Here is a 20,844-nt window from a genome sequence, read left to right on the forward strand (position 1 = left end):
TGTCTGACATAGCAACGAAAAAGGCCACTGGAATTTCAGTGGCCTTCATTCTTTTGCGCTCGTCGATGTGAAACGCTGACTTAAAACACAAGCAATATTGCCAGCGTTACACTCAAACAGAGCCAGTTCAATTGACTTAAGGACATAGTCCGGCTCCTTTTGGGGTATTTGTTCTTTTTGTATCCCTGTTCACGGCCTGATCCGACACGCATCACATCGAAGTGGAAGTTGGGGGGCAGGTGTTTCACGGTACATGAGAGAGAATAACGCGGTTTTATGACAGAAAAATGAACGCGGAAATAAAGTTTTAACGTCACGATTTTGAGACTAATTGGGCATAAATTGCCCGAAATGTTTCTTTTTGCGAGTAGAGCAGGGATTTTACCTACCCTTCGCAAGAATTTTATCGAGTGTTTTTGAAGGCAGAAGACGTTTACACCAGGCCATGTAATGGGTTGGTTTGGTGACCCGGTATCGGACTTTAGGCTCTTCCGCGGTTAGCGCATGAATCAAAGGATCGATAATTGATTCTGAAGGCAGTGTGTATTTGTTGGTGGAGTTTTCGCTTTCCATTCGATCTCGCTGGGCGAGGTAATCTCTCTTAAAGCGACTGCTTTCGATATCAATGAAACGGTAAAACGCCTCCAGTGCATTAGCGCGGAAACGGGTTTCAATCGGACCAGGTTCAATCAAGCTGATTTTTACCGGGGTGCCTGCGAGTTCTAAACGAAGAGTATCTGTCCAACCTTCAACAGCAAATTTACTGGCGTTATATGCGCCGCGGAATTTCAGTGCGACGAAACCGAGAACGGAACTGTTCTGAACAATACGACCTTTGCCGTTAGCCATCATCATCGGAATCACGGCTTGTGTCAGCGTGTGCCAGCCAAAGAAGTTGGTTTCAAATTGCTTTCTCAATGCATCGGTCGGTAGGTCTTCAAGTGCACCGGGCTGGCCATATGCGCCATTGTTAAACAGGCCCAATAGCTTTCCATCCGTGAGTGATCTGACTTCTTCTACGGCGCTAAGAATGCTGTTGTTGTCGGCAAGGTCCAGGTGAATGCAAGTGAGTCCTTCCTTTGCAAGACGCTCGACGTCCTCCAGTTTCCGGCATGATGCAATCACTTCAAATCCCTGCTTTGCCAGTGCATGGGCACAGACATAGCCGATGCCGGTCGAACACCCTGTCATCAATACGGCGTTTTTCATTTTTGTTTTATCCTTGCTCTTTTATGTGTGGCAGCATCTGTGTTGCCATAAATTCAGCGATCCAAGGCTGAGCGATTTCTTTGGGGTGCAGACCATCTGCCATCATCCAGCCTTTGGTCAAAACGATCTTCTCCATGAAGAACGGAATGAGTGGAATTTGCATTTCTTTACTTAATTCCGGATAGATATCAGCAAAAGCCTTGCTGTATCTTTGACCATAGTTGGGTGGGATCTGGATCTGCATTAGCATGACTTGCGCACCGTTTTCCTGGCTTAAACTGATCAATTCAGACAAGTTGTTGCGTATCTGCTTGGGTGGAAAGCCTCGCAGTCCATCGTTAGCACCCAGTTCAATCACTACATAGTCAGGTGAGTACTGTTCCAGCAGGGCGGGGAGTCTGTCGAGACTGTTTCCAGAAGTATCACCTGAAATACTGGCATTGACGACGGAAGTGATCTTGCTGATTTCCGTCAGCTTAGGTTCAATCAGGCTAGGCCAGCTTTTCTCGATCGCCATTTGGTAACCGGCACTAAGGCTATCACCTAGAACAAGAAGCGTCTGCGATGCGGCGCTGTGACTGACAATCAAAAGACAAAAAGAAAGGATACGAATCATGACAACTCCAGTGATCAGGGCCAGTAACGTCTCAAAAATAGTGACGACGAATGCACAGTCTCTGACCATTCTGCAGGATGTTTCCCTTCAGGTCGAGCAGGGCGAAAGTATTGCTTTAGTTGGGGTTTCTGGTGCAGGGAAATCAACCCTTATGACATTACTCGCCGGATTGGATACGCCATCAGCCGGTGAAATCGAACTTCTGGGTAAGCCATTGAGCCAGCTTGATGATGATGCGCGTGCTGCGCTTCGTGCCGACTCCATCGGTTTTGTGTTCCAAAGTTTCTTGCTGGTACCCTCCCTCACGGCGTTAGAAAATGTGCTTCTTCCTTGCACCATACGAGGTGATGATGAAGACGAAGAAAGGGCATTGGAGCTTCTGGCGTCGGTCGGACTAAAAGGGCGTGAAACTCACCTTCCTTCACAGCTTTCTGGTGGTGAGCAACAACGTGTGGCGATTGCCCGCGCCTTTATGACACGTCCTAATGTCCTGTTTGCAGATGAACCCACAGGTAATCTTGACCAGCATACTGCTGCTAAGGTTATCGACCTACTTTTTTCACTCAACCGCGATCACGGTACTACCCTCATTCTGGTCACCCATGACCCGGCATTGGCAGAGAAATGCAATCGCACCCTGCATCTCAACGCGGGCGAATTGGCGGGGGCTGCATGAGGAAAAGTCTTGTCTGGCGCTGGGCTTGGCGCGAACTCTTCCACGGACAGCTTTGGCCTGTCGTTGCTGCACTGGCGCTGATCATCGCCTGTGTGTTTGCATTGTCTGCACTGGCAGGACGCATTGAATCTGTGCTCACCCAGCAAGGCCGTTCCATGTTGGCGGCTGATTTGGTGCTTCGAAGTAACCAGCCTCTGGCACCGCAAACACTGCAGAATTTTGACAGTATTGATGTTGAGCGCTCTGACCAAACTCGTTTTGGCACCATGGCATTTAGTGACAATGAAATGCAGCTCATCAGCGTGAAAGCGGTAGAGAGTAACTACCCGCTCCGTGGCGCTTTGGAGCTTGAAAGTGCGGATGCGATCCAAGACAGCGTCAAACCCGGTGAACTTTGGCTGGAAGAACGCCTGTTCACGCTACTTGACGTGGGCTTGGGCGACAAAATTGATGTCGGTGATTTAACCCTGACAGTTAGCGGTAAAATCATTTCTGAGCCTGAACTGTCCTTCAATCCGTTCAGTCAAATGCCGGCGGCGATGATGCACCTGAGCGATGTCTCTGCTGCAGGAGTCGTGCGTCCGGGAAGCCGTGTGAGTTACCGCTATTTCTTCCGTGGTGACAGCAGCGACCTTGAAGCAGTAAAGACCGCTTACACGCCGATCGACGGACAACGCTGGATCGATGAAAATACCGGAGATCGGACGGGCGACATGCTGGATAGAAGCCGCGGTTACCTCTCTTTAACAGTGGTGTTGGTCATCATTATGGCCGCGGCGACCTTACTCCTGACTTGTCAGCACTATGTGGATAGTCGCACCCAGACACTTGCCATGGTGAAAAGCCTTGGTGCGCAGCGCAGTTGGGTTAGACGTTGGCTCGGTAGACAGCTTCTGATGCTGATGTTGATGGCAACCGTGCTTGGCCTGGGATTCGGTGCGGCGCTTGAATATCTCCTACGGTTACCGCTGGTAGATGTGCTGCCGTCACCCTTACCGAGCTATGGTTATCTGCCTTGGGTGCTTGGCCCTATGGTTGCTCTGCTGGTGGCACTGCCAGCACTCGGTATTCCATTTATCCGGTTGATTGAAGCGCCTGCTATGAGTGTGTTGCAGGAACAAAGCGCAGTACGCGCGAGGAAGAATCCCTGGAGCTGGTTACTAGCGGCAGTGCCAATCCTTGCGTTGGTGGCATGGTCTTATGATAACCGTTTGCTTTGGCTGGTATTGGCGGCCTTGGTGGTGATGCTCAGCCTTCTGGCGGCGATTGGCGTTATGGTGCTGAAAGTCGCGCAGAAACGCGTTAAACAGCCTGCATTCAAACTGGCGCTCAGTCGAATAACACGAAATCCGGCATCAAGTGGCGCGCAGCTTGGCGCGCTGGCAACGTCATTCATGCTGCTTTCGATTATCTGGTTGCTCCGTACCGACTTACTTGATGACTGGCAGCAAACCCTGCCACAAAATGCACCAAACGTGTTCGCGTTGAACATTGCGAAAAGCGAGTTGGATGATTACGTCAGCAGTCTTGACGCGAACAATCTGGAACGTTCAGAGGCTTATCCCATTATCCGCGGTCGTTTGGTTGGCCTGAATGGTCAGCGTTATGCTGAGCTGACCCCAGACAGGGAAGAGCGGGATGAAGCGCTTCGCCGCGAGCTCAACTTCACCTGGCGCGACACCTTGCCAACTCATAATGAGTTGTTGGAAGGTTCATGGCCAAGTGAAGGTGGCGTGTCTGTGGAATCTGGCATTGCAGAAAGGCTGGGACTTCGCCTTGGTGATGAGCTGACGTTTAACGTTAACAGCCAGGAATTTACGGCGGAAGTGAACTCGATTCGTGATGTGGAATGGCGCAATATGAAGCCCAATTTCTACTTCATCTTTGACCCGGCTTTGGTGGAGAACTTACCTGCAAACTGGTTGGTAAGTTTCCGACTGGAAAATAGTCAGAGCGATATCCTCAACCAACTGGGACGTGATTACCAAACGGTGACCTTGCTGGATCTACGCACCATGAGCGGAAGAATACAGGTGATCCTCAAACAAGTAAGCCTGTCGCTGTCAGTATTGGCGGGATTGGCGGTAGCCAGTGGTTTATTGCTCTTGCTGACACTGCTTCGGATTACACTTGCCGAACGTCAGCGTGAAATCATGCTTTACCGGACGCTCGGGGCGAGCAAAAAGCGCATCAACACCACGCTTTGGGCTGAATACGGCATTATGGCGCTGGTATCAGGCTGTATGGCTGTTGGTGGTGCAGAACTTGCTATGGCTGGTCTATTGAAGTGGGGCGTTGAGCTACCGGTTCGTTTGCATCCGGAGGTCTGGCTGAGCTTACCGACATTGGCTGTCGGACTGGTCTTCCTGACAGTAGCCTGGATGCTTCGTGGGCTGTTAGAGCCATTGAAGCGTTGATGCTTTCAACGACCGATAAGAGCACGCTTAATGCGTGCTCATTTTTTCATCTCTATTGCACCAAATTCTCAAGTGCAGGTTGTAGTGTTTCGTAGGAGAAGTTAAACCCACTTTCCTGGAGGGCTACAGGTATCACTCTTTGGCTGTCGAGCAAGAGTTGAGATGCCTCACCTAATGCAAGTTTTATGGCAATCTCTGGAGTGAAAAGAAAGTGTGGCCGTTGAAGAGAGGTCGCCAGCGCCAAGCTGAATTCCTTGTTGGTCACTGGTGTCGGTGCAGTGAAGTTGAAGTCGCCTTTCAGGCTTTCGTTGTTGAGCAAGTGAATGATCCCATTGGTCATATCTTCAAGATGAATCCATGGGAAGAACTGTTTTCCTTTTCCAATTGGACCACCAAGCCCTAATTTGTAAGGTAGTAACATCTTCTTCAGAGCGCCTCCCGTCGTGCTCAAAACAACGCCTGTCCGGAGAATACAGACTCGTGTCGATCGAGTGGCAGTTGCGCGTCTGGCAATTTTTTCCCAATTGGCACAAACCAAGTGGGCAAAATCGTTGGAATCAACCTTAAGGGACTCATCGATTTCTTTATCTCCCTGATTACTGTAATAGCCAACAGCAGAGCCACTGATAAAGGTGTGTGGAGGGGAGTCGGATTCAAGAATTTTCTTTACGATTTGCTCTGTTAATCCCCACCTACTGGAGCAGATAAGTCCTTTTTGTTTTTCTGACCAGCGCTTATCGACGATGGGCTCTCCTGCCAAGTTGATAATGGCGTCTATATAATCAAAGCTATCGAGCGCATCAAGAGATTCAATGCTTTGAACACGGCTGGGTAAAAGTGAAGCTGCTTTTTTAGCAGACCGCGTTAAAACGGTGACATCATGATCTTCAAGTTTATTGATGAGTGCCCGCCCAATAAGGCCTGTACCGCCAGTAATCAGAATATTCATAAAGCGCAATCTTCTTTCCGGAACTAAAGGGTATAGATTCAGTATGCATTCAAATGGTTAATTGATCAGCCCAATGACTATCGCTATGCAGAAAAGTACGAAAACCTTATTAGCTTTATTGCCTTATAGACATTATGGACTAGGAAGTTTATACACACTGATTCAGTGTTAAATTAGCTACACCAAAATAACCTGAATGCGAGCATCTTGAGGTTGTTTGGGTATCACTCCTCACCACAAAATCATCTGTTGGCTTTTTCATTACGGTGGACGTTTTCGTCTGGGCGTCTCGGTTTGGAAGTGGTGCTGTTTCCCATCGGCAAATCTATGGCTCATTCATTGGTGCGAATAGGGAGGTGTGTTTTTGCTGTTGGTATTTGCCTTTCTACTGGTCTTTGGTACCACGAGCGCTGAGCCTGCGTTGACCGCCGAAGGTGGCATGCTGGTGACTAAGATGTCAGCTAGCATGCCTGTTAGAAGCGCTGGTTAACGGTCGACATGCCCCAGATCGCGGTCTGGATCGAACACATCGCGAACGCGTTGTTTCAGCACTTTGGCGTCAGGAAAACCGCCGTCCCGCTTGCGCTCCCAAATCAATTCGCCATTGCAGTGAATTTCAAACCTGCCACCTGTGGCGGGGTGCAAGGTTAAACTCTCCACTTCCTCGCTAAAGGTGGAAAGCAACTCTTGAGACATCCAGGTTGCGCGCAACATCCAGTTGCACTGGCGGCAGTAATAAATCTCGATATTGACTTTGTTCATAACACGCCCCACAAAAGCTTGATACCAACAGCAAAGGTCAGCAACTCAAACGCAATTTTTATCATCTTGTTGCTGTATTTGTCTGCCAGATACGCGCCGAGGTAGCCACCCAAAATAGAACCTGCTAAGAGTGCCGGGATCCAAGGCCAGTAAATCTCCGCGCCTGCAATTGCCAGTGTTGCTGCACCCAATCCGTTCCAGAATATGCCCACGCTCACCAAGGTTAGTGCGACTGCCTGCTTGTAATCGAAGCCAAACCAGCGAACCAGAAACAGAGTGACGAACAGGCCTGTGCCTGCAGTGAGGGAACCGTTAAGCAAGCCGATCGCGCTGAGCCCTAAGCAACCAAGAACCATGCCCATCTTATCGCGGTGCTTGGGCTCGGCTTCCTGCCCGAGTGTTTTGCGCATCCGCGAGTAAACACCCAGCAAAATGATAAACCCGCCAAGCAACCCTTCGGCTAAAGGACCCGGCACAAAAAGAATAAGATTGGCACCACCGATCACCCCGGCAGCGCCAGCCAATGTCACGTAAAGGGTGAGTTTTGGGTCGAGGTTGCCACTGCGCCAATGCTTGAGAGCCGCGCCCAGTCCAAGTGCTACAGAGGCCACTTTGTGGGTTGCCAGTGCAACAGAAAAGCCGAGACCGAGAAATAACAACAGGGGAAGTTGCAAAAGCCCTGCACCGCCGCCTGCCAGAGAGGCGAGGGTATTGGCAATCAGGGAGCCAATGAAAAGGCCAAAAGTGGAGAGAAAATCCATATTCACTCTGGATAGTTAGTATTGGACAGGCAGTGTATCAGTTTGCAAAGGTCAACAGACCCCAATGGATAGAAAAAAGCCTGCGAAATTTCTCAGGCTTCTTTACATCATTTAATAAGGAGAGGTTGGCAAATTACCAGCCTTTCACCGCACCGCCATCAAAGATTTCAGACGCTGCATTGTAAACTTCGTCAGTCTGGTACGCCTGCACGAATTGCTGAACGTTTTGTGCAGTCACGTTGTTAGCACGGGCAACAATCAGGTTCACGTATGGAGACTCTTTGTCTTCAACGAAGATCCCGTCTTTCTCCGGTGACAGATTGATTTCGCTAGCGAAGGTAGTGTTGATGATTGCCAGTGAAACATCTTCCAGAGAGCGTGGCAGCTGAGCGGCTTCCAGTTCCACGATTTTCAGGTTTTTAGGGTTCGCCGTGATATCCAGAACCGTTGCTTTCAGACCCGCTTCGTCTTTCACCTCAATCAGACCTTGTTGCTCAAGCAACAGCAGCGAACGACCAAGGTTGGTTGGGTCGTTTGGTACTGCGATCTGCGCGCCATTTTCCAGTTGCTCAACAGAAGTCACTTTGGTTGAGTAACCCGCGATTGGGTAAACCAGGGTGTTACCCGCGATTTCAAACTTGTAACCGCGGTCAGAAACCTGTTGGTCAAGATATGGCTTGTGCTGGAATGCGTTTGCATCGATAGAGCCTTCATCCAGCGCGGCGTTTGGCGTGACGTAGTCAGAGAAAGTCACCAGCTCAACATCCAGGCCGTATTTCTCTTTCGCGACTTTCGCCGCGACTTCTGCTACTTGCTCTTCAGCACCGGCGATAACACCGATTTTTACTTTCGACAGATCAACGGTCTGTTCCTGACCACAACCGGTCAGAACCAGAGTAGAAGCAAGGCCAACAGCTGCAGCAATTTTCTTGAGTGTAAAAGTCATTATGTATCTCCCTAAAAATAGAATTTCCATTTATCCGGATGGTGTCACCATCCGTTTTTATCTGTGGTCAACCCGCTTTACGAAGTAGTCGCCAGCGGACTGAATCATTTGTACCAATATCACCAGCATCACCACGGTGATCAGCATGACGGTGCCGTCAAATCGTTGGTAGCCGTATCGGATACCCACATCACCCAGACCGCCGCCGCCCACAGCACCTGCCATGGCAGAGTAGCTCACCAGCGTCACCAAGGTAATTGTTGCACCGTTCAAAATACCTGGCAGTGCTTCTGGAAGAAGGACTTTGCGGATAATTTGTAGTGGTGTTGCGCCCATCGCCTGAGCCGCTTCGACCAAGCCTGATGGCACTTCCAGCAGTGCGCCTTCAACCAAACGTGCGATAAACGGAATCGCCCCCACCGTGAGGGGCACAATCGCCGCACCTGTACCGATGGATGTTCCCATGATGAACCGGGTGAACGGGATGATGGCGACCAGCAAAATGATGAAAGGGATCGAACGGCCAATATTGACGATGATGCCAATGGATTTGTTGAGCGCTGCGTTTTCCAAAAGACCGCGAGGTTTGGTGAGGTGCAGTAGCACACCTAAAGGAATGCCAAATAGGAAACCAATCGCACCTGAAACAAAAACCATGGTCAGAGTCTGACCCAAAGCATCAATCAACAGGCCAACAAGGCGTTCGTTTTCAGCAAACCAACCTGAAACAGCAGCAATATTAAGCGACATAGCCCAGTACCTCGATGTTGACGTTGTGATCTTTCAGGTAAGTCAGCGCGTGGTTGACGTTCTCTTCGTCGCCAAAGAATTCAGCCAGCATCAGGCCAAATTTCACGCCGCCCGCATAGTCCATGTCGGAGCTCAGGATGCTTATGTCGATATTGAACTTTCGAGATACCTGGCTGATAAGCGGGGCATCGACACTTGCGCCTGTGAACTCAAGGCGAACCAGTGGCGGTAAATGACCATCACTCTGAGGTTGCAGTCGTTCCTCATAATCCTGGGGGATGGAAAGATCCAACGTTGCACGGATAAAGGTGCGTGCCAGTTCTGTTTTCGGATGAGCGAAGATATCACCCACAGGGCCTTTCTCTACCAACTCACCGCCACCGATGATCGCTACTTCATGACAGATGCGCTTCACTACGTCCATTTCGTGAGTGATGAGAAGAATGGTCAAACCCAGCTTCTGGTTGATGGTCTGCAATAGATTCAGGATGGAGTGGGTCGTCGCCGGATCCAATGCGCTGGTGGCTTCGTCACACAGCAGTACTTTTGGATCGCTTGCTAACGCGCGCGCAATGGCCACACGCTGCTTTTGACCGCCGCTGAGGTTAGAGGGATAGCTCTGGTGTTTATCGCTCAGACCGACCAAATCCAGCAGCTCAGTCACTTTGCGTTGAATATGTTGTTTATCTTTGCCTGCTAGTTCCAGAGGCAGTGCCACATTGTTAAACACAGTGCGGGAGGAAAGCAGGTTGAAGTGCTGGAAAATCATGCCGATTTTCTGGCGCTCACGGGTCAGTTCCGATTGAGACAGAGCGGTGAGCTCAACGCCGTCGACGACGACTTTCCCGGAGGTTGGGCGTTCCAGCAGGTTGACGATGCGGATCAGCGTACTTTTACCGGCACCTGATGCACCAATAACACCAAAAATTCTGCCTTGAGGAATCTGGAGGTCAATATCGCGCAGGGCATGGATCGTCAGATCACCCTGTTTGAACTCCTTGTTAACCTGTTTTATTTCGATCATAGGCCTTCCTGGACAAAAATCGTGTTAATAAAATGTAAAGAAGATAGCGATTTTTATGGAGTTTGTGCGCCTATCTAGTGTTTGATGCTATTTATTGTCTCAAAATAAGTCAATAGATATTTTTACGGCTAGACGTCTAAACGTGTGTTATGGGGCTAAGTCATTGATAAGGGATTTGAGAATGGCTTGAGCTGGTATGGATGCAAAGTTTGGGTATTGCTAGGAGACAGGAATACCCAATCTTCGTGGGCTTGTAACCCGTTTTTTAACGCAACTCATATCAATCGCTCCCTTTTTGTACTGGCTCACTGCATCAATACATCTAGTCATATATATTGCGTTGCTTGTATTCACGGTCAGGATGGATGGGTGAGAGCGTCATTTAAACGAATGATGTTGTTGGCAAGCGCCTTAAGTTGGGTGCTGGTCTCACTGATGCCTGTGATAAATGCCCATGGCAGCAATGCTGGGGTCTGGGAAACACTCTGTACTGTTAATGGCTTTAAGCTGGTGCAGGTTGAAGGCGAAGAAACCAGCGGTGAAGGAAAGCACCATGGAAATCCTTGTCCGTTCAGCCATTTCTCTTTTAGTCATCACCTTACACTCACCACGACAGACACTCATACTCACGTAAAATTCAAGGGGAATCAGTATTACTCTTTATTGGCTCAAAGGGTAAGGTTTGAATCTCCCATCGCCCGCGCCCCACCTTTCTCAATCTCATGATCTCCAAGCCCACATACAGCTGGAGTGTTCTAAAACAAAAATAAATAGGGCGCTAAGCCTACTGAGTAAAGTCATCTAAAAAAATGCACTGCGTGTTTTGCGGTGTGTTTGCTTATGAGAAAGGAAAACTAACCATGGTTAGTGAGAGCAAAACAGCGGCTGCGCCTGCCCAAAAAGCGCGTTATTTCACTGCTTGGCGATGGCACTTCTATGCCGGACTTTTCGTTATTCCCTTTATGTTGATGCTGAGCGTTACCGGTCTTGTCATGCTGTTTGATGATGAGATTGAATCAGCCCGCTATGGAGACATGCTAACGGTTCAGACCAGCGGACAACCAATGCAACCTTCTGAACAGCTCAATGCGGTTAATCAGGCGTTTCCAGAAGCAACGGTGACGCAATTTATTCCAGCGCGAACCGCAGATACTGTCAGCCGTTTTTCCATTCAATTGCCAAGCGGTGAAACCCGTTTTGCCATAGTGAATCCGTATACAGGGGAAATGACAGGGACAATCGACCGCAGCGACAGTTGGTATGAACTGGCGAACAATATCCATGGCACTTTGTTGATCGGCGATTTAGGTGATCGGCTTATTGAAACTGCGGCGAGCTTTATGATCCTGCTTCTGGTGTCAGGGATTTACCTCTGGTGGCCGAAAGACGCGGCAAGTCGAGCTGGCTTTTTGAAAATTCGAACAGACAGTGGTTCGCGTATTTTTATGAGGGATTTGCATTCGAACCTCGGGGGTGTGCTTTCAATTGTATTGCTCTTTTTTGTCATTTCAGGCCTGGCTTGGGCTGGAGTTTGGGGGGGAAAGATTGTTCAACCTTGGGGAAGCTTTCCAGCTGAGCGCTCCAAGAATGCGCCGGAGTCAGTGATTACCCATAAAATGCTGAACCATGGCTCGGAAGAAGAAATGCCCTGGAACCTTGAGCAAACGCCGGTTCCAACCTCTCAGCACGTTGGTCATGGCGCGCCTGAACCAAACGAGGAGCGTAAGTACTCTGCGGATGTTAGCATCGACCAGGTTGTGGCCATGGTTAAGGAAGTAGGCTTTACCCACTATAAGCTCAAGTTCCCTAAATCGGATATTGGGGTTTATACCTTGTCAGCAAACACTATGAGTGGGGATATATCTGATCCAACGCAAGACCGAACCATGCACATTGACCAATACAGTGGTGAGGTGTTGGCAGATATTACCTTTTCTGATTACAACTGGATGGCCAAGTCGATGGCGGCGGGTATTGCTCTGCACAAAGGAGGAGTAAGTGTCATCAATAAAGTGTTGAATGTTTTGTTCTGTCTCGCCTTTATCACTATATCTATCACAGGTGGTGTCATGTGGTGGAAGCGTCGTCCGAATGGTTCACGCAAACTGGGTGCGCCACCCGTTATGGCAGGAAATGGATTTTGGGTAGTTGGTACGATGACCCTGATTGTTATCTGTGTGTTGTTTCCTCTTGCTGGCTTGTCAGTGGTTGCAATTTTATGCATTGACTGGCTTATCTTCCGGCGAGTTCAGAGTTTGAAACACGCCATCAGTTAATAAAATGGAGCCCCTAAACATAGGGGCTTTTTGTACATTTAAAAAATGCAAACCGCTCAGAAAAAGTGCTTGGTAGCACGCAATTAGAAGGCTACATAGGGAGTTATCTATCATAAGGTTAAATTAAACCTGATCATTGTTTGACCGACTTCAAACAACCTCGTGATTAAGCTACTTGCTCAGGCGCATAATGAGTAAAGTTATTGCAACATCTTATTAACTGCATAGTTAGTGAGATTGACACGGATTGAACAGGCAGCCTGGCACTTATTTTATGCAACTTTCCACGTTGCCTGTTGTTACTGCCATTTCGAGCAAGGAGACTGAAATCATGTTGAAACGTCGTTCGTTCCTCGCCACCGCCGCAGTCGCACTTAGTGTGTTCATGGCTGGTTGTGGTGAGCAGAAGCAGGAAGCGGCAGCTGAAGCTGCACCCGCCGCTCAAGAAAAAATCACCTGGAAAATGGTCACCACCTGGCCGAAAAACTTCCCTGGTTTGGGAACGGGCGCAAATAATCTTGCTGAGCTGATCACTGATATGAGTGATGGTCGCCTGGAAGTAAAAGTCTATGGTGCCGGCGAGCTGGTTGGTGCACTGGATGTGTTTGATGCGGTTTCCCGTGGTACGGCGGAAATGGGTCATGGTGCGGGTTACTACTGGAAAGGTAAAGCACCGGCAGGTCAGTTCTTCGCGGCAGTCCCTTTTGGTTTAACGGCGCAGGAAATGAACGGCTGGATCTATAACGGTGGCGGCCTAGAACTTTGGGCTGAAGCTTACGAACCATTCGGCATCATCCCAATGCCAGCGGGTAACACTGGTGTGCAAATGGGCGGTTGGTTTAACAAGGAAATTAATCAAATCAGCGACCTTGAAGGGCTGAAAATGCGTATCCCTGGTCTGGGTGGCGAAGTGCTGAAGCGTGTGGGGGGAACCCCCGTACTGCTGCCTGGTGGCGAAATCTTCCCATCACTGCAATCAGGTGCGATTGATGCGACTGAGTGGGTTGGACCTTACAACGATTTGGCATTCGGTCTGCACAAAGCAGCGAAATACTACTATTACCCAGGATGGCATGAGCCGGGCACAACGCTGGAAGCGCTGATCAATAAGCAAGCTTTTGAAAAACTGCCGAAAGATCTGCAAACCATCGTTCTGGCTGCAACGCGAGTAGCGAATGCTGATATGCTGGCGGAATTCACTGCGCGAAACAACGCTGCGCTGGAAAGCCTGGTGAATGAACACAAGGTTGAACTCCGTCCATACCCACAAGAAGTGCTGACTCAACTGCAGGCAGTGGCTGATGAAGTGGTTGCTGAGCAAGCAGCAGTGGATGAGGTCAGTAAGAAAGTTTACGACTCCTACAAATCATTCCGTGATCAGGCAATCGACTGGCATGCTATTTCTGAGCAGGCCATGCTGAACGCCCGTAATCCGCAATAATGTTGATCAGGCAGCACTCTTTGTTGCTGCCTTTTTCAATACCCCAATAAAAACAAAAGCCCTAAGGGCTGAAGCAAGAGTTGTAGTATGGAAACCGCTTCTCCTTTTCTGATTTCCCTGATCAAAGGGATCAATCGATTCAGTGATTGGACGGGTCGCTTCGTTTCCTGGTTCGTGTTGGCAATTGTGCTTATCACCTTTGTGGTGGTGGTGATGCGTTATGTGTTTAACACGGGCTCAGTGTTTATGCAGGAGTCCGTTCTCTATTTTCATAATTACGTGATTATGCTTGGAGCAGCTTATGCGCTGCTGAAAGGTGCTCACGTGCGCGTGGATATTTTCTATCGGCCAATGAGTGAAAAGAAAAAAGCCTTGGTAGACTTGTTTGGTTTTCTCTTTTTACTGCTCCCAACCTGTTTGTTTATCTTTTATATCGCGTGGGATTATGTCTCCGCTTCGTGGGCCATTATGGAAGGTTCTCAGGAAGCGGGTGGTGTGAATGCGCGTTACATTTTTAAAACCAGCATTTTGCTAATGCCATCGTTAGTGATACTGCAGGGCATCGCAGAGTCATTGAGATCGGTGCTGATACTCACTGGCCATCAAGACTTAGCCAAACAATTAGAAGACCACGATGAGGAGCACGCACTATGACCGAGTTCCTCGCACTGTTTCTTTTCTTATTTACATTTGGCGTGTTGCTGGTGGGTTATCCGGTGGCATTTTCACTGGGTGGCTCGGCTTTATTGTTTGCCTTCATCGGCACTGTGACCGGTGCTTTTGACCCAGCCTTCCTTGAGGCGATCCCTAACCGGATTTCTGGCACCTTATCCAACGAATTATTAGTCGCTATCCCGCTGTTCATCTTTATGGGTGTGATGCTGGAAAAATCTAAAATTGCAGAAGACTTGCTCGATACCATGGGGCAGGTGTTCGGCGGATTAGCGGGTGGTTTGGGCATCTCAGTAACCATCGTAGGGATGCTGCTGGCGGCGAGTACCGGTATTGTTGGTGCGACTGTGGTCACCATGGGTTTGTTGTCTCTGCCTTCGATGATGAAGCGGGGTTATTGCCCACGTATCGCCACGGGAACGATTTGTGCATCAGGTACCTTAGGGCAGATCATTCCGCCATCCATTGTGCTTGTATTGCTGGGCGATGTTATATCTTCGGCATACCAACAGGCGCAGCTTGATCAGGGTATTTACTCGCCGGAGAGCGTTACTGTCGGTGACCTGTTCCTCGGTGCGCTGGTCCCGGGCTTTGTACTGGTTGGTTTGTACATCGTGTACTTGATTGGCGTTGCGATCTTCCAACCGCATCGTGTACCGCCTATTCCAGCGGAAGAGCGTAAGGTCAGCAAAGAGCTGTTTATTCAGGTGATGACAGTACTGATCCCACCTGTACTTTTGATTGTACTGGTTCTGGGCTCAATTCTGACGGGTGTCGCCACACCAACAGAAGCGGCCTCTGTGGGTTCAGTAGGTGCTATCATCCTCGCGGCCAGTAAGCGCATGTTTAACATCGCTATCCTAAAGGAGGTCATGAGAACCACCACTGAAGTGACCGCCATGGTCTTTATGATCCTGATTGGTGCGTCGCTGTTTGCGCTTGTATTCCGCGGGTTTGGTGGTGATGACATTGTCCGTGATTTCCTCACCAGTCTGCCCGGTGGTGTATTTGGTGCAATGTTATTGGTGATGCTGGTGTTGTTCTTGTTGGGCTTCTTCCTCGACTTCATCGAAATTACCTTTGTAGTGATCCCGATTGTTGCGCCAATTCTTCTGACCATGGGCGTTGACCCGGTCTGGCTTGGCATCATGATCGCTTTGAATTTACAAACGTCATTCCTGACACCACCCTTTGGCTTCTCGCTATTCTATCTGCGTGGTGTGGCGCCGAATTCCATTTCAACTATGGATATCTACCGGGGTGTGATGCCGTTTATCGCGATTCAAATTCTGGTGTTAGTGATGCTGGCTTACTGGCCGTCTTTGGCGACCTGGTTGCCGGAGTTAGTATATGGTTAACCGGAAAACCTGAGTTTTAAAGGCCTCCAGACTTGGAGGCTTTTTTGTCTCAGTAATATGGCTTGACGCTAAGCAAGACTCAGTTTCTACTACGTTTCTTTATGCTTTTATTGTCCGGAGATGAAGTGATATCTGCAGTTGATCTCGCCATGCTGGCGGTGTTTATTCCGACATTCTTTTTTGTATCGGTAACACCGGGCATGTGTATGACCTTAGCAATGACGCTGGGGATGAGCATTGGTGTACGACGCAGCATGCATATGATGTGGGGGGAGCTAATTGGTGTGGGCTTAGTCTCGCTGGCATCGGTTGCTGGTGTCGCAGCGGTCATGCTGAATTACCCAGAGTTGTTTGCGATTCTAAAGTATCTGGGTGGTGCGTACCTTTTCTACTTGGGCGTTCAGATGTGGCTATCTCGAGGGAAAATGGCGATTCCCCAAGACCTCGCTTCAAGCTCTGAAACATCACCACTGACTCTGGCTATGCAAGGCTTCGTGACTGCTGTTGCCAACCCGAAAGGTTGGGCGTTCATGATTTCGCTTTTGCCACCATTCATTAATCCTTCACTGGCGTTACCTCCTCAACTTTCGGTGCTGATCGGTATTATTCTACTGACTGAATTTGGTTGCTTGCTGCTTTACGCTTCAGGTGGACGTACATTGCGTCATTTCCTACAAAAAAGTGGCAATGTACGAATGATGAACCGCATCGCAGGTACGTTGATGATGGGGGTAGGAGTTTGGTTGGCGGTGGGCTAACCTTGTTTTAAGGTTAGTCTTTGTATGTTTCAGCGATTTTTGTAAATTCCTCTTTCCTTTCAAACATGATGTCTACAAGTAGAGGGTCGAAATGTGTCCCTCTACCTTCCCGAATAATGTCGAACGCTTCGGCATTGCTCATCTCGGACTTGTAAATACGCTTACTGATAAGGGCGTCGAAGACATCGGCAACTGCCATTAGTCGGGCGCTGAGTGGGATATCTTCTCCCGCCAGACCTTGTGGGTAGCCAGATCCATCCCATTTCTCATGGTGCCCATAAGCGATTTCTTTCGCCGTGGTGAGGAATGGGTAGTAAGTATCTACTTCTCCCTCCGCTTTCACTATCGCATCGTAGCCAAGTTTCGCGTGTGTCTTCATGATTTCGAACTCTTCAGCAGTGAGCTTGCCTGGTTTGAGTAAGACTGCGTCTGGAATACCAACTTTACCTACATCATGAAGTGGGGCGGTTTTGAACACCATGGTGACATACTCAGGTGTTACAATTTCGGGGTATTTACCACGTAAATACAACTGGTCTGCAAGGATCTTAACATAGTACTGGGTGCGGATGATGTGGTTCCCTGTTTCCTGATCGCGAGTTTCAGCCAAGCTCGCCAGTGCGTTGATAGTCACATCCTGTATAACGCTGAGTTCTTTCACACGACGCTGAACTTCCGCTTCCAGAAACTCGTTTTGGTCATGCAGGAAGTCTTTTGACGCTTTGTTTTCAAGATGAATCTTGATACGCGACATGGTGATCGGGGGACTCAGGGGTTTGTTGATATAGTCCGCGGCTCCTACTGAAAATCCAAACTCCTGATCCTCGGTTTTTGACTTTGAAGTCAGGAAGATAACTGGAATGTCACTGCAGTCTCTTTTGGCTTTTAACTGACGACAGACCTCGTAGCCATCCATTCCTGGCATGACGACATCCAACAGAATTAAGTCGATGGAAAATTTTTCAACGATAGCAAGGGCGGTTTTACCATTGGTCGCGGCTTTTACCTCATAGTTATCTTTGAGCATTTCGCTCACGAATACGAGGTTCTCAGGGGTATCGTCGACGACCAGTATAGTAGCGCGCTTCTTTGAGTTGTTTTCCGGTGGCACCATTAACGGGTTCCTGAATCACTTTTCACTTATTCAATCCTAGGTCTACTCTTAATAATGTTCCAATTGTTGGGCACATTATTTTAATTGAGACATGAAGTTACAGTGCGTAGAGGGGCGAAGGCATAAACCCCAGTATGCGCCAACTGTGAACAGACAAAGACCTATGAATATAAGCAGTTTTATAGCCTTAGAAGCGTTCAGTGGAAGGCTTAGCTCAGGAATTAATGCAATGATGGGTGGTGTGTTGATAATGAGACAGGCCTTCACCTTCGTTGCGGCAGCACTAGTATTGTGGTCCACACCATCGAGGGCGGAAGAAGAGTATGGCTATTTATCTTCCGCCGTCCTACCCCCTGCAGGGGAAGGTGTCAGCCTTATCCCTTTGCTGACGGGGATTATCATCATACTGCTGGTGATTTTGTTCCGCGGGACTATCACTGTTAAAGGTCTCCGAGGGCAAATTAAAGACCAACGTCAAAAAATCCGTAAAACTGAAAAAGACCTCTCCATCGCTAAACGCTCTGCACGTGTTGCACATCAGGCAAAGAAAGACTTTCTATCGAATATGTCCCATGAGCTCAGAACACCATTGAATGCCATATTAGGGATGTCTCAACTGGCGATGGACAGCGGCCTTGAAGGAAAACAGCAGCGTTACATCAAGCGGGTGATCAGTTCAGCAAACACTTTGCTCGATGCAGTTAATGATGTGCTGGATTTTACTAATGTCAAAGCGGGCAATCTTCACATTGAATGGGTCGAGTGCAATCTGGAAACTATTCTGACGCCAGTCGCTGACACGTTGGGTGAACGAGCACAGGAAAAAGACGTGTTGTTCTGTGTCAATTTGGACATGGCTATTCCAAAGATTATTGATGTAGATTCCGTGCGCCTTACCCAAGTACTCATGGCCATAGGTGATAATGCTATAAAGTTCACTGAGGAAGGAGAAGTAACGCTCTCGGCGACACTTGAGTCCTGCCGTGAATCAGACGTCAAGATCCGCTTCACGATTCGGGATACCGGTGTTGGTATCCGACGTAAAGACCTTGAGTCCCTGTTCCAGCCTTTCTCTCAATCAGATACCTCTGCCTCACGAGAGCATGGCGGGCGTGGTCTTGGACTGACGCTTGCACGGGAACTGGTATCGCTGATGGGGGGAGAGCTACAGGCAGACAGCCGTCTGGGCGACGGAAGCGTATTCTCATTCACGTTGCCATGTCAGTCAGGCCTCCGCGAAACATCCAGACTTGGCGGAGCATGGGCGAGGTCACTCACGGCCAAAAGCGTGTTGATTGTGTCGCCAAATGCAACGCTTCGAAACAACGTGAAAGAACCTTTGATTTATGCTGGAGCTAACGTGAGTCAATGTCGAGATTTAGATGACATCGAACAAAGCAAACACAGCATTGAACGCGGCGGATACGAGCATGTGGTGGTGGACTGGAATTCCATCACTCCGGAAATGAAATCCTTTATCTCGACCATTTTTAATAGCCTTTCAAGGGAGCAATCAGTACTGCTGCTATGTGGCAAAAAACATTGCCTCGATATTCCAGATGCCAGACCGAATTTTGCATTCAGCTGGGTTACTATGCCGATGCTGCCTTCCAAGTTTATGCGGGCACTGACCGAAGACACCCGCACAGTTAAGCCGATAAAAAATGGCCTTCCAGATCTGTCCGAGTTGGAACTGGAGGATGTTCCAGAAGAAGAAATTGCCATCATGGATAAGGTGGTGCTGCTGGTTGAAGACAACCTGATTAATCAGGAAGTGGCATTGGGGGCAATGGAAACTCTCCCCGTGAGTGTGCTTGTCGCGGACAACGGCGCAGAGGCTATCGATATGGTCAAAGAGCATCACGTCGACATTATTCTTATGGACATGCAAATGCCGGTTGTTGATGGGGTGACAGCTACCAGAACCATCCGTCAGAAACTTGGCATGAAATCGTTGCCGATACTCGCCATGACCGCCAACACAGATGCACATGATGTTGCGGCATGTCGTGAAGCTGGCATGAATGAACACCTGGCCAAGCCTATCAACTTTGAGTTGCTTCGCGCCAAACTGATTGAATGGCTAACGAAAGATGCAGAGGAAGAGAAGAAATCTGAGGCACCGATTGAATCGGTTGTGGTTCCATCACTTGGAGAACCAGAACCAGAACCAGAACCAGAACCAGAACCAGAACCAGAACCAGAACCAGAACCAGAACCAGAACCAGAACCAGAACCAGAACCAGAACCAGAAAAAGTACAGAAAACCTCGGAAGTAAGCGCAGAAGCAGAGGGTACGGATACCAATGTGACGACGGAAGGGAAAGAAACCGCTGTCGAACCCCTGGAGCCCGCAGTGAAGTCAGGTGCAGAACAGGAATCTGCAGATGCTGAACGGGGCCGAAGGAGAGTCAACATGGAATACGATGACGCAATGTTTGACCTTTTGGTTGATAACATACCAGGTATCAATCTCGGCGAAGGGGCACAGCGATTGGGCGGCAACAAAGTCAAGTATCTTAAAATATTATCGCTGTTCCTGACCTCCCAGAAAGCTGCGATGGATCAATTACTGTCAGATGTAGATAACGGCGAAAAAGCGATACTGGCCCACTCTTGCAAAGGAGCAGGAAGTAATATTGGCGCGGATGAAATCTCCAAGATAGCTTCTGGACTTGAGGATAAATACAACTTGGGTGAAGTCGTCACTGAAGCAGAAGTGAATGAACTAAAAAACTTGATCACGGCTGCTATTGTGAAATTTGATGAAATCGCTTTAAGCTCAGCGCCATTAGAAGCAGATTCAATGGTCCAAGAAGAAATTAAACCTCTGGATGCATATCTTATTGAACAAATAAATGCTTTGCAGATCAGTCTGCAGGAGTTTGATATTGGCGCGCAGGATAAGCTTACCTCGCTGTCTAAAGACTTTCCTCAGTGGTGTAATCAACTTGATGAATTTAAACGCTTAAAGGAATCAATCAATCAGTTCGATTTCGTTGAAGCGGAAGTGCATCTTAAAGCGCTGAAGAGGAAAATGGGTTAGAGAAAGATGGTTACCTCTTTAGCGAGAGCGTTACCTAACGAGAGTGTATACCCGAATATGGGCCTCTGA

18 protein-coding genes and 1 pseudogene are annotated in these 20,844 nt (G+C 48.8%); 10 read left to right on the plus strand and 9 right to left on the minus strand.

The features are described from left to right. Window positions 1–381: 381 nt before the first annotated feature. Together GMA8713_RS15725 and GMA8713_RS15730 are read right to left on the minus strand one after the other, a co-directional pair. A complete protein-coding gene (locus tag GMA8713_RS15725) occupies window positions 382–1,209 on the minus strand; it encodes an SDR family oxidoreductase (RefSeq protein WP_062711949.1) in 828 nt (275 codons plus the stop codon). 7 nt (window positions 1,210–1,216) lie between these two features. Continuing rightward, entirely contained in the window at window positions 1,217–1,825 is a 609-nt protein-coding gene (locus GMA8713_RS15730; RefSeq protein ID WP_062711953.1) for an arylesterase, read from the minus strand. Between GMA8713_RS15730 and GMA8713_RS15735 the strand changes: the two genes are divergently transcribed. Together GMA8713_RS15735 and GMA8713_RS15740 are read left to right on the plus strand one after the other, a co-directional pair. After that, the gene (locus GMA8713_RS15735) at window positions 1,824–2,501 is read left to right on the plus strand and encodes an ABC transporter ATP-binding protein (protein WP_062711956.1); all 678 of its coding nucleotides are present in this window, start codon (window positions 1,824–1,826) and stop codon (window positions 2,499–2,501) included. The two genes, GMA8713_RS15730 and GMA8713_RS15735, sit on opposite strands and share 2 nt — an antisense overlap. Beyond that, window positions 2,498–4,918, plus strand: coding sequence for an ABC transporter permease (locus GMA8713_RS15740; RefSeq protein WP_062711959.1), 2,421 nt, complete (start codon window positions 2,498–2,500; stop codon window positions 4,916–4,918). Before GMA8713_RS15735 ends, GMA8713_RS15740 begins: the two co-directional genes overlap by 4 nt. Window positions 4,919–4,970: 52 nt before the next feature. On the opposite strand, the gene GMA8713_RS15745 is transcribed toward GMA8713_RS15740, so the two are convergent. Beyond that, on the minus strand, window positions 4,971–5,867 hold the full coding sequence (locus GMA8713_RS15745) for a TIGR01777 family oxidoreductase (protein WP_062711962.1): 897 nt from the start codon (window positions 5,865–5,867) through the stop codon (window positions 4,971–4,973). Between the two features lie 291 nt (window positions 5,868–6,158). On the opposite strand from GMA8713_RS15745, the pseudogene GMA8713_RS27385 reads away from it, so the two are divergent. Further along, window positions 6,159–6,312 (plus strand): annotated as a pseudogene (locus GMA8713_RS27385) (DUF1538 family protein); the annotation flags it as partial. 41 nt (window positions 6,313–6,353) lie between these two features. On the opposite strand, the gene GMA8713_RS15750 reads toward GMA8713_RS27385, so the two are convergent. From GMA8713_RS15750 to metN, 5 genes are all read right to left on the minus strand, one after another. Continuing rightward, on the minus strand, window positions 6,354–6,629 hold the full coding sequence (locus GMA8713_RS15750) for an Rdx family protein (RefSeq protein WP_062711965.1): 276 nt from the start codon (window positions 6,627–6,629) through the stop codon (window positions 6,354–6,356). Next, window positions 6,626–7,390: a sulfite exporter TauE/SafE family protein gene (locus GMA8713_RS15755; protein ID WP_062711968.1), complete on the minus strand. Its 765-nt coding sequence runs from the start codon at window positions 7,388–7,390 to the stop codon at window positions 6,626–6,628. The genes GMA8713_RS15750 and GMA8713_RS15755 overlap by 4 nt, the downstream gene beginning before the upstream one ends. Window positions 7,391–7,523: 133 nt before the next feature. Further along, window positions 7,524–8,336 carry a MetQ/NlpA family lipoprotein gene (locus GMA8713_RS15760; protein WP_062711970.1) on the minus strand — a complete coding sequence of 271 codons (813 nt, stop codon included), beginning with the start codon at window positions 8,334–8,336 and terminating at the stop codon, window positions 7,524–7,526. 57 nt (window positions 8,337–8,393) lie between these two features. Continuing rightward, window positions 8,394–9,086, minus strand: a complete 693-nt coding sequence (locus GMA8713_RS15765) for a methionine ABC transporter permease (RefSeq protein ID WP_002541310.1) — start codon at window positions 9,084–9,086, stop codon at window positions 8,394–8,396. Then, window positions 9,076–10,110, minus strand: coding sequence for a methionine ABC transporter ATP-binding protein MetN (gene metN / locus GMA8713_RS15770; RefSeq protein WP_062711982.1), 1,035 nt, complete (start codon window positions 10,108–10,110; stop codon window positions 9,076–9,078). Before metN ends, GMA8713_RS15765 begins: the two co-directional genes overlap by 11 nt. 390 nt (window positions 10,111–10,500) lie before the next feature. Here metN and GMA8713_RS27730 point away from each other — a divergent pair, with 390 nt between their 5' ends. The 6 genes from GMA8713_RS27730 to GMA8713_RS15795 all read left to right on the plus strand — a co-directional run bounded on the left by GMA8713_RS27730 (window position 10,501) and on the right by GMA8713_RS15795 (window position 16,615). Then, the gene (locus GMA8713_RS27730) at window positions 10,501–10,836 is read left to right on the plus strand and encodes a hypothetical protein (RefSeq protein WP_084387755.1); all 336 of its coding nucleotides are present in this window, start codon (window positions 10,501–10,503) and stop codon (window positions 10,834–10,836) included. Window positions 10,837–10,970: 134 nt separating this feature from the next. After that, window positions 10,971–12,386 carry a PepSY-associated TM helix domain-containing protein gene (locus GMA8713_RS15775; protein WP_062711985.1) on the plus strand — a complete coding sequence of 472 codons (1,416 nt, stop codon included), beginning with the start codon at window positions 10,971–10,973 and terminating at the stop codon, window positions 12,384–12,386. A gap of 331 nt (window positions 12,387–12,717) precedes the next feature. Next, on the plus strand, window positions 12,718–13,827 hold the full coding sequence (locus GMA8713_RS15780; RefSeq protein WP_062711988.1) for a TRAP transporter substrate-binding protein: 1,110 nt from the start codon (window positions 12,718–12,720) through the stop codon (window positions 13,825–13,827). Window positions 13,828–13,914: 87 nt separating this feature from the next. Further along, entirely contained in the window at window positions 13,915–14,481 is a 567-nt protein-coding gene (locus tag GMA8713_RS15785) for a TRAP transporter small permease subunit (RefSeq protein WP_062711991.1), read from the plus strand. Beyond that, on the plus strand, window positions 14,478–15,857 hold the full coding sequence (locus tag GMA8713_RS15790) for a TRAP transporter large permease (protein ID WP_062711994.1): 1,380 nt from the start codon (window positions 14,478–14,480) through the stop codon (window positions 15,855–15,857). The genes GMA8713_RS15785 and GMA8713_RS15790 overlap by 4 nt, the downstream gene beginning before the upstream one ends. A gap of 101 nt (window positions 15,858–15,958) precedes the next feature. Beyond that, complete coding sequence (locus GMA8713_RS15795; RefSeq protein WP_198159525.1) at window positions 15,959–16,615, plus strand: LysE family translocator; 657 nt, start codon at window positions 15,959–15,961, stop codon at window positions 16,613–16,615. A 13-nt stretch (window positions 16,616–16,628) separates the two neighbouring features. On the opposite strand, the gene GMA8713_RS15800 is transcribed toward GMA8713_RS15795, so the two are convergent. Further along, window positions 16,629–17,729 (minus strand): response regulator, encoded by a 1,101-nt coding sequence (locus tag GMA8713_RS15800; RefSeq protein ID WP_062712000.1) that lies wholly within the window; start codon window positions 17,727–17,729, stop codon window positions 16,629–16,631. Between the two features lie 250 nt (window positions 17,730–17,979). On the opposite strand from GMA8713_RS15800, the gene GMA8713_RS26860 reads away from it, so the two are divergent. Next, on the plus strand, window positions 17,980–20,775 hold the full coding sequence (locus GMA8713_RS26860; protein ID WP_084387757.1) for a hybrid sensor histidine kinase/response regulator: 2,796 nt from the start codon (window positions 17,980–17,982) through the stop codon (window positions 20,773–20,775). Window positions 20,776–20,844: the final 69 nt, after the last annotated feature.

This window comes from Grimontia marina, from assembly GCF_900060185.1.
Taxonomy (GTDB): domain Bacteria; phylum Pseudomonadota; class Gammaproteobacteria; order Enterobacterales; family Vibrionaceae; genus Enterovibrio; species Enterovibrio marinus.